The following is a 12,325-nucleotide window of genomic DNA, read 5'->3' as shown; positions in this document are numbered from 1 at the left end:
TGGCCATGATCCTCCTCTGATGCGCACGGTGCTGATCACAGGCGCTCGGGCGCCGGTGGCGCTGCATCTGGCGCGGCTGCTGGATGGCGCCGGCCTGAGGGTGATCCTGGCCGACAGCCCGGCACGTCCGATTGCCGCGGCGAGCGCCGCCTGCGCCTCCTATCATCGCCTGCCGCCGCCGCGTTTTGCGCCGCAGGCCTATTTCCAGGCGGTGGCGGACCTTGTTCGCACCGAGGCGGTGGACCTCGTCATCCCGACTTGCGAAGAAATCTTCTACCTCGGCGCGCTGTGGCGAGACCGGGCCATGCCGGCCCGTCTGCTCGCGCCGGACATGGAATTGCTGACCCGGGTTCATGACAAGCATGCGTTCATCGGCCTGGCGCAAAGTTTTGGCCTTGCCGTGCCCGAAACGACGCTCCTGCGATCCGACGAAGATATCGAGGTCGTGCGCGGCCGTTCGCGCGGGCTGGTGTTCAAGCCGGTCTGGTCGCGTTTTGCCAGTCATGTGCTGCTGCGGCCGCCGCCTTCAGCGCTCGATGCCATCAGCCCTTCGGCGGCGGCGCCGTGGGTGGCGCAACGTTTCGTCGTCGGCGAAGAGATCAGCGCCTATGCGCTGGCGCATGACGGCACGCTCAAGGCATTGGCGCTCTATCGTTCGCGCTACCGCGCCGGCAAGGGCGCCGGCATCTGGTTCGAACAGGTCGACGATGCCGCTGCTCGCCATTTCGTCGAAACTTTCGTTGCCGGCACCGGCTGGACCGGCCAGATTTCCTTCGACCTGATGCGGGAAAGCGACGGCACGGTGCTGCCGCTGGAGTGCAATCCGCGCGCAGTCAGCGGCCTGCACTTCTTCCGCGATCCGGAAGCCTTCACGGCTGCGCTATTTGAAGGCGCTGAGGTGAGGCCTGATGTCGGCAGACCGCAGACGGTGCGACTGGCCATGTGGGTCTACGGCCTGCCGTCAGCTCTTCGGTCAGGCCGGATCGGGAGCTTCCGTCAGGCGATGCGTGATGCGGACGAATTGCTCGACTGGCAGAACGATCCTGCGCCCAAACGGGCGCAGTGGCGGGCGCTGGCCGAGATCGCGAGCAAAGCGCTGCGCCAGCGCATCAGTCTGCAAGCCGCCTCGACGCGGGACATCGAATGGAACGGGCCGCTTCAAAGCTCGATCTGATACACGCGTGGCGTTGCCGCCGCCGGTGGCATTTCGCCGGCCATGATGGCCGCCATGTCGCGGCGCAGGAAATCCAGCGGGCCGATCGCCGGCGGGGCAGGGGGAGCGTGGCGTGCATTGTCGCTGGCCGATTTCAGCACCTTGCGGTCCTGTGCCAAGGCGATGTTGAACAGCGGTTTGAAGGCGAGCGCCTTGATGTGGCCGAGCAGGCCCTGACGTGGGCCGATCAACCAGCCGACACCCTCGACGATGTTTTCATCCGCCTGGCGCAGATGAAACGTCGTGGCCAGCGCCAGTCCGTCCTTGCCCCAATATTCCAGTTCGGCAATGCCTGGATGTCGGAAACGGCCGATGGTTTTCGTACGTTCACCCTCCAGCAGCCGGCTGATCAGGCCTTGCTGCCGCTCCTCGCCGGTATAGCAAGCCTCGACCCAACCTTCGCCGCCGGTGACGTCGACACGCACAAGATGGCGCCTGGCGCTCAAGCCCCGCAGCAGGCCTTTATGGGTGAAATGCGTGTGGGTTGCGTCGAGGATGTTCTCGGCCGCGTCGAGCACTGTCGACTGCGTCGAGGAGTGTACACGCCGCACAAGCACGTCCTGGCCCTGCATGCAGTGAAGGTATGGCTCCGCCTCTGGCGTGCCCGCCGAGACGAAGACGACGCCATCACGCTCGATTGCGCCGTAGCGTCGCACCCGGTAACGCGGCATCTCGCCGACATGGCCAGGAATGGCGGTGCAGAGGCCTTCGCCATCATAGCGCCAACCATGGTAGGGGCACTCGATCTCGCCATTGACGACCTTGCCGGTCGACAGTTCGACCAGCCGGTGAACGCAGCGGTCAAACAGTGCCGCGATGCCCTTGTCGGAGCGGAACAGCACCACCGGCGAGCCTTCGAACAGGATGCGTCTCGGTCTGGCGCCGATATCGGCTGAAAGCGCCACAGCCTGCCAGAATTCCTTTCGCGCGGCCTTGCTCAAAGTTCGAATCTCCGAAGCAGCGGTATCCCGACCAGTGCCAGAACCCGCGCCATTGCCCACACCGCGAGGCGTTGGCTGCGTGGCAGATGCCCGACATAGCAGGCGTTGTACTCGATCGCCGGCACGGCACCGCGACGGCGTTTGAAATCGGCCGCACCAGCGCTCATGTTGAAGAACAGGCCGCGTGCGGTGGCGTGGTCCTGCGCGATTGCCATCGCCATCCGGTAGAGGCCGTCGCTAATCGGCAGTCTGGTGTCGTAGCCGACGATCGGCTGCGTCAGCGTTCCGCCGTTTTCGAACAGGCCGGTGACGGCAACGAGTTGTCCCGCTTGGTCTCGCAAGCCGGCAAGCCGCAAGATGCCGCGCCGGTGCATTTCACTGATATAGCGGGCCGTATAGTGCGGATTGAGTGGCGTGTATTTTCGGATGTAGAGCATAGCGTAGAGCTCTTCGCTCCTGACATAATCGGCCGGCGTGAAATCGTCATTGCCGGCGATACGCAACGATGTCGCGCGCAGCCGGGCACGGTCGCGCTTCATGTCGCGTGTCATCGGCGGTGCTGAACTGCGGTCGGCGAAGATGTAGACCTGACGTGCCGCGAGCATGTGAAATCCCTCCGCTTTGAGGGACGCAATGGTCGAGGGATCGGCAATGTCGTTCAGCGAGCGGATGACGATGGCGCGGTCCGGAAACCGGCTCGTCAGATCCGTACGCATCGCCGCGATGGAGCTGCGGTCGAGCAGCGGCACTGGGCTGGTCGAATAGAGCCAGTTGTTGACCTGAACCTGATGATCGAGGCCGCTTGCCTTCACCAGCGGACCACACAGGCCGATGAGCATCCGGATTGTTTTTTGCAGCCAAGGGCTTGAAGCGAAATTGCGGGTCTCGTCGATCGCATAGTCGATATAGGCGCTGGACGGGCAGCAGATGTAGCAGTTCGGCGCTTCGCTAGCATCGTTCAACGTCAGCGGAAAGGCTCGGCCTGCTATGTCGCAAGTCTCGACGCGAACGGTCAGGTTGGCGATGAGATCGCGCACCGGCATGCCGTTGAACAATTGTGCGAAAGCGTCGACCTTATGCAGGTTGTTCTCGACCCGGTCCGCTTGCCCCGACCCCCGCTTGTCGGCTGCTGCCGCGACCCGGATCACCTGGCGGCCCCGGTGGGAAGCCGGCACTCGACACGGCGCAGCTTGCGGCCGGTTTCCAGCGGCAAGGCCGAGCGCACGGGTTCGACCGCGACCCTTGCCTGGCGCGAGGCAAACAGCCCTCGCACCGCCTCCAGTGCGGCCTGTGCGGCATCCTCGGCCAGGCCGGGCTGGAGGTGCAACTCGACCGTCTCGGGCGCCGTCTGGATCAGCCGGAAGTCGTCGATGCGCCGATCCGCCTTCAGCACGGCATTGCGCAGGATGTCAGGCGTGATCAGGAGTGGCTCTTGCGCGGAAGTAAGTCGGAAGGCGTCGTCCATGCGGCCAACGATTTCATCCACCACGCGCAACGGCGAGCCGCATCGGCATGGTGTGGGCGACAGGCGCAGCAGATCGTTCATCCGGTAGCGCGCCATGATCTGGGTCTGTCGGCGGAAGGCGGTGACCAGCGGCGTCACCGGGCCGTTGCCAGCCGTTTCGAACTCGAAGAAGATGGAATCCTCGGCCAGATGCAGGTTGCCTTGCCGGCAGGTGACCGCGAACAACCCCTCGGTCGCCATGTAGATCTGGTCGAGCCGGCGCCCGAAGAACGCTTCGATAACGGGCCGGTCGACCGGATCGAGCGTCTCGGCGGCGCTGAACACGCGCAGCGGCGAAAGCCGGAAGCGTTCGATCGCAAAGTGCCGCAGAATCTTGGGTGGGCCGATGATCACCGTGGGCGCGAACGCCTCGAGGGCCGACCGCCAATGCTCCGGCCCGAGCGTCAGGTCGAAGAAGCGCAGGTCGATGCGCCTCGACTGGCGAGCGGTGTCGTAAAGGCCGGTGTTTTGCGGCAGGATCACCGCCACGCGCTGCCGGCGCCAGAACAGATCAGGAATGGCTTTCGCCAGGATTGTCCCCAGCCAGCGGTATTTCTCGGCTTCGCAGATGACGAAAAGGCCACGATTGCCCGAGGTGCCTGTGCTGGCGCCGACCGTCAGCACGCCGAACCGGCCGTCACCAACCGCCGCCGTCCAGGCGTCGACAGCCGATACACCGGCAATGTTGAAGCGATCGAAATCGGCCATCAGCAGTGCCTTGTCGGTCACCGGAAGGTCACTCAGGTGGTGTGGCGCCATGCCATAGAACGGCGCCAGCGGCAGGTCGCGATCGAGCCAGCGCCGCAAGGCGCGCGCCTGCCAGCGTTCGAAGTTTTCGCGGCCCTTGCGTGACACCCACAAGGTGAGGGCAAACGAGCGGATCGCTTCGCCGAACCCGGTCATCTGCCCTCCGGTGTCATGTCGTATGGCGTCAGCCCTGGGTCGTGGCAGAAGATCACCTCGCCGCCGGCTGCCAGAAAGCGGCGCAACGCCGCGCTGGTCCGATCGATGGCGGTGAAATCCTCCGCCAGCAGGCGTGCAGGAAAGCCCGGCGTCCGGTTCTCGACCAGTGCCTTGAACAGCCACTGCACGTCGACCGCATAAAGCAGCGGCCGATCCATTTCAGGAAACAGCAGCCCGAACTGGCCATCGGCATGGCCGGGCAGGTCGACCGCGACAACGCTGCCATCGCCGAACAGATCGGCTCCGCCGGGAATATCGCTGCGCGATGGGATCTGTCTCATCGCTGACAGCCCGTCGAGCCTTGTCTCGAAATCCGCCGGAAAAAGCTCGGTGAAGACGCCATGACGCAGGTTTTGCCGGGCCGTCCGCGCCTTCAGCCGCGACCAGGCGGCATCGCTGGCGATGAAACGCGCATTGGGAAACAGGGGCAGGCCCGAGATGTGATCGGCGTGAAAATGCGTGACGATGACGGTTCTGATATCGCGCGGCGTCAGGCCAAAGCGGGCCAGGACAGACATGGGTTGCCCGGCCTCGACGAGTTCAGGCCCGAGCACCGCGCCATAGAAGCGCAGCATGGCGCTGCGCCGGGCTCCGGTGGTCACATGCGGCGTATAGCCGGTGTCGATCAGCACCGGGCCGGCCCGCGGATGGAGGATCAGCCCGTAACGCACGCGCAGCCGGATTTTCTGCCAGCCGCCGCCGCGCAAGATCAGTCTTTCGAAGGCGCTGACCCAGGCGCTGTTGGCGAAGACGATCTTCAAGCTGTCCCCCAGGCTTCACGCCCCCTGGCAAACGTGCGGTCGAGCCCATCCTCGAACGGCACTTTCGGCGTCCAGCCAAGGATCCGCCTGGCCTTGGAAATATCAAGACTCTGGGCATAGGCGAACAAGCCGAGGCCGTAACGGGTGACGGGTGGTTCGGGCCGGCGCGGCAGAAGCAGCGCCACAGCCTCCATCACGCCCGCTGCCAGCATCGCTGGCGCCAGTGGCGTTTTTCGCCATCGCGTTCGCAGCCCGGCGCGGGCGCAGGCACTGTCGGCAATGTGGCGCACGGCCAGCACTTCGCCGCCCGAGATGTTGAATATCTGGCCTTCGGCGGCGCTACCGGCCGCCAGCGCCGCGAACACCGCATCGACGACATCGTCGACATGGGTGAGATCGATGCGTGCCTGGCCATCGCGAAACAGCGGCAGCGGCCGCCGCGCCGCCTGCAGCAGGCGTGGCAGCAGCGCTCGGTCGCCTGCGCCGTAGATACCGCGTGGCCTGAGCACGACAGGCCCTATGTCCGCCGCCGCCAGGACAATGTCTTCACCTTGCCGCTTGGTGCGGGCGTAGTGGTTGACCGGATCGGGCAAGGGGCTGTTCTCGGTGACGCAGAGTTGGTCGCGAAAAGCGAAACACACCGAAGGGGTGGAGATCTGGACAAAACGCTGCACACCCAACTGCCGCGCGAAATCGACGAGATTGCGCGTCGCCGTGACGTTGGCGGTCTCGAAATCAGCAAGCCGGCCGAAAGGCGAAGACAGAGCCGCACAGTGGACGATGGCATCGATCTCGCCAAATCCGGCGTCGGACTTCGCATCAAACGGCTGCGACAGGTCGCGACGTATCACTGTATGGCCGGCGGTTTCGAGTGCGGCGCTTCGCCTGATATCGCGGCCTTGCGCCAACACCGGCGTACCCGCGGCGGCCAGCCGCGCCACGACATGGCCGCCAAGAAAGCCGCTTGCACCGGTGACGAGGACGCGTCCCATCACGCCTCCAGCGCCATGCCGCCGAAGGAGACGCCGGCCGAGGTGCCGAGGAAGAGCACCTTGGTACCCTGCATGACGCGGCCTTGCCGGCGCGCAATATCGAGCGCGAAGGGAATGGACGCCGCGATCTGGTTGCCGTAACGCGCTGAAATGTCGACCAGATTCTGTGCCGCAAACCCGGTCTGTCGTGCCATATGCGCCAGCGCGAACGGGCTCGCCTGATGCGGGACGACGAGGTCGACGTCCTCATGCCGCCAGCCGGCACGTTGCAGCAGTTCGCCGACGAAGCCATTGAAATGGCGCGCGGTCACCCGAAACAGCTCCTTGCCGTCCATGTGAAAGAGCGCATGGCGGGAAAACTCCTCCGGCTGGTGGTGGAAGTCGAAGCGAGTGCCGCCGGCCCCGATGCTACAAGCCTCGTAAGCCGATGGATAGGTGCGCATGAGGTTGGCCAGCACCTTACCCTCACCGGGCGCCGCCTTGCGCAGCACGGCGGCGGCCGCGCCGTCGCCAAACAGGGCGGCGATTTCAGGCTGGTCTTTCCAGGGCAGGGCGCGCGAGGCAATCTCCGCCGAGAACACCAGCGCGGTTTCGCTTTGCCCGGCCTCAATCATCCGGGCGGCGGTTTCGAAAGCGGTGAGGAAGCCTAGGCAGGTGCTGTTGACGTCGAAGGCCGCGGCCGAGCCATCGGCCAGCCCCAGGCGCTGCATCACCAGCGGTGCCGTCGAAGGCAGTGGCTGGTATGGCACGCCACATCCGCCGATGATGAGGTCGACCGCATCAGGCTCTATCCCGGCATCGGCCAGTGCCTGCCGCGCCGCCGTGCAGGCCAGGTCGACTTGCGATTCGGTCTCGCAGACATAGCGCTCGATGACACCGGTGGCGGCTTCGATCTGGCCTTGGCCAAATCCCAGCCGCTCGTCGAGGCCGCGCGATGTCAAGCATAGCGCAGGCACTGCGCGCCCGGTTCCAACGATCTTGATCCGCATGCTCAGCCGCCCAGTGAGTTGCGATTCCCAACTCATAATGCGGATCGATGGTAACAGTGAGGCGGAGTGTTAGACAGGGCTGTGCGGTTTCCTGGCAGCGAGCTGCCAGGCCAAATAGCTGATGGACAGGGTCGCCCTCAGTCCTTCGCCCGCTCCACATAAGCTCCGTCGGCCGTCATCACCACCACGCGGGTGCCGGGCGCGATGTGCGGCGGCACTGTGGTGCGCACGCCATTGGAGAGCACGGCCGGCTTGTAGGAGGACGATGCCGTCTGGCCCTTGGTCGTCGGCTCGGTCTCGACCACTTCGAAGGTGGCGCGCTGCGGCAGCACCAGGGCGATCGCGATGCCGTTGAACTGCGAGACCTGTACCGGCATGCCTTCCTTCAGATAGGGGGCTGCGTCGCCGACCACGGCTTCCGACACCGCCACCTGGTCATAGGTTTCCGGGTTCATGAAGTGATAGCCTTCGCCGTCTGCGTAAAGGAAGGTGTGCTCGCGCTCCTCGACATAGGCGCGCTCGACCTGTTCGGTGGTGCGGTAGCGCTCCGAAACCTTCACCCCGTCGCCGATGCGGCGCATGTCGAGCTGCGTCACCGGCGTGCCCTTGCCTGGGTGGATGTTTTCGGCAAAGAGGATCACATAAAGCTTGCCGTCCTTGTCGACGACATTGCCTTTGCGGAGCGAACTGGCGATGACTTTCACCACGGTTTTAAATCCTGCGAGAGTTGACGGGCGTTTGCCGGCTTGTGCGGCGCTGGTAGCGCATCTTGGCGCGAACCGCCAGCCCCCACTGCAAACGGACATGGGGCGCGCCAGCACGCCGTCAATCCGCTCATGACCGCCGCTTCGCCCTGGTGGACGCCGCACGTTCACGCCGACCGCCGCCCGCGCCTGCTGTTGCGCAATGGCCTGACGGCCGCCCTGCGCGACTGGTTCGCCCGCAACGATTTCATCGAGGTGGAAACGGTGGCCCTGCAGGTCTCGCCCGGCAATGAGGCGCATCTGGCGGCTTTCGCCACCGAGGCGGTCGGGCCGGATGGCGCGCATTCGCCGCTTTATCTCCACACCTCGCCGGAATTCGCCTGCAAGAAGCTGCTCGCCGCCGGTGAAGTAAGGATTTTCAGCCTCGGGCCGGTCTACCGCAACCGCGAGCGCGGCCCCTTGCACCATCCCGAATTCACCATGCTCGAATGGTACCGGGTGGGGGAGACCTATGAGAGCCTGATGCGTGACTGCGCTGATCTGCTGGCGCTGGCCGCGACGAGGGCAGCGGCCAAGCGGTTTTCCTTCCGTGGCCGCGACTGCGATCCATTTGCCGCGGCGGAACGGCTGACGGTGGCGGACGCCTTCACCCGCCATGCCGGCATCGATCTCCTGGCCACGGTCGCCGCCGATGGCGGCACCGATCGGGACGCGCTCTACGCGGCATTGGTTCGGACCGGCCTGCGCACGGCGCCGGACGACGGCTGGGCCGACCTGTTCAGCCGGGTGATGGTGGAAAAGATCGAACCCAATCTGGGCTTCGGCCGCGCCACCATCCTTTGTGAATATCCGGTCGCCGAGGCCGCACTTGCCCGGCCGAGCCCGCGTGACCCCCGCGTCGCCGAACGCTTCGAGCTCTATTGCTGCGGCGTCGAACTCGCCAACGGCTTTGGCGAACTGACCGACGCCGCCGAGCAGCGCCGGCGCTTCATCCTCGAGATGGACGAGAAAGAGCGCATCTATGGCGAGCGCTATCCGCTGGACGAGGATTTTCTCGCTGCGCTGGCCATCATGCCGCAGGCCAGCGGCATTGCGCTCGGCTTCGACCGGCTGGTGATGCTGGCGACCGGCGCGCAGAAGATCGAAGATGTGATCTGGACACCGGTCGCGGCAACCTGAACGGCACGCCCCCGGCCGGCCTTCTCACCTCAATGCGCGAAAACCTGCTCGAGCGAGCGAAAGCCTTTGAATTCCAAAGCGTTGCCGGAGGGGTCACGGATGAACAGCGTTGCCTGTTCGCCGGGCTCGCCCTGAAGCGCACCATTGGCCGTTCCAGCCAGTCGATATCGTCGCGCGCTTCCAGCCGCGTCGCCAGGCGCTGCCAGTCGTCCATCAACAGCACGGCGCCGAAATGCGGGATCGGCACCAGAATGCCGTCGACCTTGCCGTCGCTGGCGGCTTGCGCGGCCTGCGGCCGCAAATGTGCCGACATCTGGTGGCCGTAAAGATCGAAATCGACCCAGGTCGCCGACGAGCGGCCAATCGCGCAGCCCAGCACCTCGCCATAGAAAGTTCGGGTTTCATCGAGATCACGGACCGGGAAGGCGAGATGGAAGGGCGTCATCGAGGATGCCCCATGCAGGCTGCGGACTGATTTTGCGTCACAGGGTTCTGGGTAGGAACCATGTAGCGATGCATTTTGATTGAAGCCTGTGCCATTGCACAAGCCGGACCGGAACAATAGATGGGTGGGCGCGGCCGTAAGCTGGCCGCGACAAGCAGGATTACAGGCATGGCCGACATATCAGACGCTGCAAAACTGACCGACCGCGTCGCGGCGCTGGTCGAGGCCGCCAAGAAGGCCGGCGCCGATGCCGCAGACGCGGTCGCCGTGCGCGGCCGCTCCACCAGCGTCTCGGTACGGCTCGGCAAGGTCGAGGCCACCGAATCGTCGGAAGCCGAGGACGTTTCGTTGCGCGTCTTCGTCGGCCAGAAAGTGGCGAGCGTCTCGGCCACCGCCGCGTCCGACCCGGCGATGCTCGCCGAGCGCGCAGTTGCAATGGCGAAAGTCTCGCCTGAGGACCCCTATCAGGGTCTGGCCGACCCGGCGCTGCTGGCAAGGCAAACGCGCGATCTCGACCTGTTCGATGGCACCGAAGTGTCGGCCGACCAGTTGAAGGAGGCAGCCCTTGCGGCGGAAGCGGCGGCACTTGCCGTCAAGGGCGTAACCAATTCGGCCGGTAGCGGCGCCAGTGCCGGGCTGGGTGGGATGGTGTTGGCTACTTCGCACGGATTCCTCGGCCACTATGTGGGTTCGGGTTTTTCGCGTTCCGCCAGCGTCATCGCCGGCGAGGGCACCGGCATGGAGCGCGACTATGAATTCTCCTCTCGCCGGTACTTTGCCGATCTCGATGGGCCCGAGGATATCGGCCGCAAGGCCGGCGAACGCGCCGTGCGCCGCATCGGCGCGCGCAAGGCGGCGACCGGGCCGATCGACGTGGTCTTCGATCCGCGCGTGGCGCGCGGCATCGCCGGCCATATTGCCGGCGCCATCAATGGCGCATCCGTTGCGCGCAAGACCTCGTTCCTGCGCGACATGATGGGCAAGCAGGTGGCCGCATCCGCAATCACCGTCACCGACGAACCGCTCAGGCCGCGTGGCCGGGCCACGCGCCCGTTCGACGGCGAGGGCATCGAGGGCGAGAAACTTCTGATGGTCGAAAAGGGTGTGCTCAACCATTGGTTCCTGTCGACCTCGGCCGCGAGGGAACTGGGATTGATTACCAATGGGCGCGGATCGCGCAGCGGCTCCTCCGTCTCGCCGTCCTCCACCAATCTCGCCATCGAGCCGGGCGACCGCTCGCCGGAGGACCTGATCAAGTCGCTCAAGACCGGCTTCTACGTCACCGAAGTGTTCGGTCAGGGCGTCGATATGCTGACCGGCGAATACAGCCGCGGTGCCTCCGGCTTCTGGATCGAGAATGGCGAGCTTGCCTATCCGGTCGCCGAAGTCACGATCGCCTCGAACCTGAAGACGATGTTCCTCAACATGGTGCCGGCCAACGACCTCGACCGCAATTTCGGCACCGCCGCGCCGACGCTCCTGATCGAAGGCATGACCCTTGCCGGAGCATGAACTGACCACTGCCGGTGCCCCTTCTGGCGCCCTTGGGGATCTGCCGCTGCTGCGCGACGCCGCCCGCGAGGCGGGTCTCATCGCCATGCGTTACTTCGGCAACAGCCCGCAGGTCTGGATGAAGGGCGGCACCTCGCCGGTCAGCGAAGCCGACCATGCGGCCGACGCCTATCTGCGCCAGACCCTGCTGGCGGCGCGGCCGGACTATGGCTGGCTGTCGGAAGAGACGGTTGACGATCCGGCGCGGCTTTCGGCGCGCCGCACCTTTGTCGTCGATCCGATAGACGGCACACGCGGCTTCCTCGAGGGACAGCGCACCTGGTGCGTCAGCGTTGCCGTCGTCGAACAAGGCCGCACGCTCGCCGGCGTGCTCGAATGCCCGGCGATGGACGAGACCTTTTGGGCGCTGCCCGGCCAGGGCGCATTCCGCAACGGCAAGCGCATCGCGGTGCGCACGCTTGAGGACAAGGCGGAGATTTCCGGGCTGAAGCAACTGATCGACCTGGTGCCGGCCGGCTGGCAGAAACGGCTGACACGAGCCCCTTACAGCCCCTCGCTTGCCTACCGCCTGGCGATGATCGCCAATGGCACGCTCGACGCCACCTTCGTCAAGCCGAACGCGCATGACTGGGACATCGCCGCCGCCGATCTCATCCTGTGCGAGGCCGGCGGCCAGTTGCTCGACCCGCATGGCCGCGCGCCGCTCTATGCCGGCGAAGTGACCCGCCACGGCGCGCTCGCCGCCGGCAGTGGTGAGCTGTTGGCGGTGCTCGTCGATGTCATCGCCGGGCTGTGAAACCATATTCGCAGGTTCCAAAGTCGGCGGCTTTGGTCTAGACCTGTCACAAACTCACAATATGTGAAGGACCGACATGGCCGCGGAAGACGGAAAGAAACAGCTTTTGCATCTGGTGTTCGGCGGCGAACTGAACAAGCTTGGCGGCACCGAGTTCCGCGATCTCGATGCGCTCGACATTGTCGGCGTCTATCCGGACTATCAATCTGCGCACACGGCGTGGAAAGCCAAGGCGCAAGCCAGCGTGGACAATGCCCATATGCGTTATTTCGTCGTTCATCTGCACCGTCTGCTGGATCCCGACAGCAAGGTCGTCGGTTGAATTC

Annotated in this window: 12 protein-coding genes and 1 pseudogene; 5 read left to right on the top strand and 8 right to left on the bottom strand. The window is 65.2% G+C overall.

The window, feature by feature from the left end:
• The first annotated feature begins 19 nt into the window (after positions 1 to 19).
• Entirely contained in the window at positions 20 to 1,174 is a 1,155-nt protein-coding gene (locus tag AC56QX_RS27010) for an ATP-grasp domain-containing protein (RefSeq protein WP_497111531.1), read from the top strand.
• Here AC56QX_RS27010 and AC56QX_RS27005 read toward each other — a convergent pair.
• The 7 genes from AC56QX_RS27005 to efp form a co-directional block, all read right to left on the bottom strand.
• The gene (locus AC56QX_RS27005) at positions 1,159 to 2,154 is read right to left on the bottom strand and encodes a Rieske 2Fe-2S domain-containing protein (RefSeq protein WP_497111530.1); all 996 of its coding nucleotides are present in this window, start codon (positions 2,152 to 2,154) and stop codon (positions 1,159 to 1,161) included. The genes AC56QX_RS27010 and AC56QX_RS27005 overlap by 16 nt on opposite strands.
• On the bottom strand, positions 2,151 to 3,302 hold the full coding sequence (locus AC56QX_RS27000) for a GNAT family N-acetyltransferase (protein WP_497111529.1): 1,152 nt from the start codon (positions 3,300 to 3,302) through the stop codon (positions 2,151 to 2,153). The genes AC56QX_RS27005 and AC56QX_RS27000 overlap by 4 nt, the downstream gene beginning before the upstream one ends.
• Positions 3,299 to 4,561: a F390 synthetase-related protein gene (locus AC56QX_RS26995; RefSeq protein ID WP_497111528.1), complete on the bottom strand. Its 1,263-nt coding sequence runs from the start codon at positions 4,559 to 4,561 to the stop codon at positions 3,299 to 3,301. Before AC56QX_RS26995 ends, AC56QX_RS27000 begins: the two co-directional genes overlap by 4 nt.
• Positions 4,558 to 5,382, bottom strand: a complete 825-nt coding sequence (locus tag AC56QX_RS26990; protein WP_497111527.1) for an MBL fold metallo-hydrolase — start codon at positions 5,380 to 5,382, stop codon at positions 4,558 to 4,560. Before AC56QX_RS26990 ends, AC56QX_RS26995 begins: the two co-directional genes overlap by 4 nt.
• Positions 5,379 to 6,374: an NAD-dependent epimerase/dehydratase family protein gene (locus AC56QX_RS26985; RefSeq protein WP_497111526.1), complete on the bottom strand. Its 996-nt coding sequence runs from the start codon at positions 6,372 to 6,374 to the stop codon at positions 5,379 to 5,381. Before AC56QX_RS26985 ends, AC56QX_RS26990 begins: the two co-directional genes overlap by 4 nt.
• Positions 6,374 to 7,363 carry a 3-oxoacyl-ACP synthase III family protein gene (locus AC56QX_RS26980; RefSeq protein WP_497111525.1) on the bottom strand — a complete coding sequence of 330 codons (990 nt, stop codon included), beginning with the start codon at positions 7,361 to 7,363 and terminating at the stop codon, positions 6,374 to 6,376. The genes AC56QX_RS26985 and AC56QX_RS26980 overlap by 1 nt, the downstream gene beginning before the upstream one ends.
• A 137-nt stretch (positions 7,364 to 7,500) precedes the next feature.
• The gene (gene efp, locus AC56QX_RS26975) at positions 7,501 to 8,070 is read right to left on the bottom strand and encodes an elongation factor P (protein WP_023782984.1); all 570 of its coding nucleotides are present in this window, start codon (positions 8,068 to 8,070) and stop codon (positions 7,501 to 7,503) included.
• A 129-nt stretch (positions 8,071 to 8,199) separates the two neighbouring features.
• Here efp and epmA point away from each other — a divergent pair, with 129 nt between their 5' ends.
• Positions 8,200 to 9,246: an EF-P lysine aminoacylase EpmA gene (gene epmA, locus AC56QX_RS26970; protein ID WP_497111524.1), complete on the top strand. Its 1,047-nt coding sequence runs from the start codon at positions 8,200 to 8,202 to the stop codon at positions 9,244 to 9,246.
• Between the two features lie 29 nt (positions 9,247 to 9,275).
• On the opposite strand, the pseudogene AC56QX_RS26965 reads toward epmA, so the two are convergent.
• Positions 9,276 to 9,691 (bottom strand): annotated as a pseudogene (locus AC56QX_RS26965) (VOC family protein).
• Between the two features lie 168 nt (positions 9,692 to 9,859).
• On the opposite strand from AC56QX_RS26965, the gene AC56QX_RS26960 reads away from it, so the two are divergent.
• The 3 genes from AC56QX_RS26960 to AC56QX_RS26950 all read left to right on the top strand — a co-directional run bounded on the left by AC56QX_RS26960 (position 9,860) and on the right by AC56QX_RS26950 (position 12,321).
• A complete protein-coding gene (locus AC56QX_RS26960) occupies positions 9,860 to 11,203 on the top strand; it encodes a TldD/PmbA family protein (protein ID WP_497111523.1) in 1,344 nt (447 codons plus the stop codon).
• Positions 11,190 to 11,999 (top strand): 3'(2'),5'-bisphosphate nucleotidase CysQ, encoded by an 810-nt coding sequence (locus AC56QX_RS26955; protein ID WP_497111521.1) that lies wholly within the window; start codon positions 11,190 to 11,192, stop codon positions 11,997 to 11,999. The genes AC56QX_RS26960 and AC56QX_RS26955 overlap by 14 nt, the downstream gene beginning before the upstream one ends.
• 76 nt (positions 12,000 to 12,075) lie before the next feature.
• Positions 12,076 to 12,321: a DUF4170 domain-containing protein gene (locus AC56QX_RS26950; RefSeq protein WP_497111520.1), complete on the top strand. Its 246-nt coding sequence runs from the start codon at positions 12,076 to 12,078 to the stop codon at positions 12,319 to 12,321.
• The last annotated feature ends 4 nt before the right edge of the window (positions 12,322 to 12,325 follow it).

This window comes from Mesorhizobium sp. RCAM 06353 (assembly GCF_059683585.1).
This window is presented reverse-complemented; position numbering and strand designations above follow the sequence as displayed.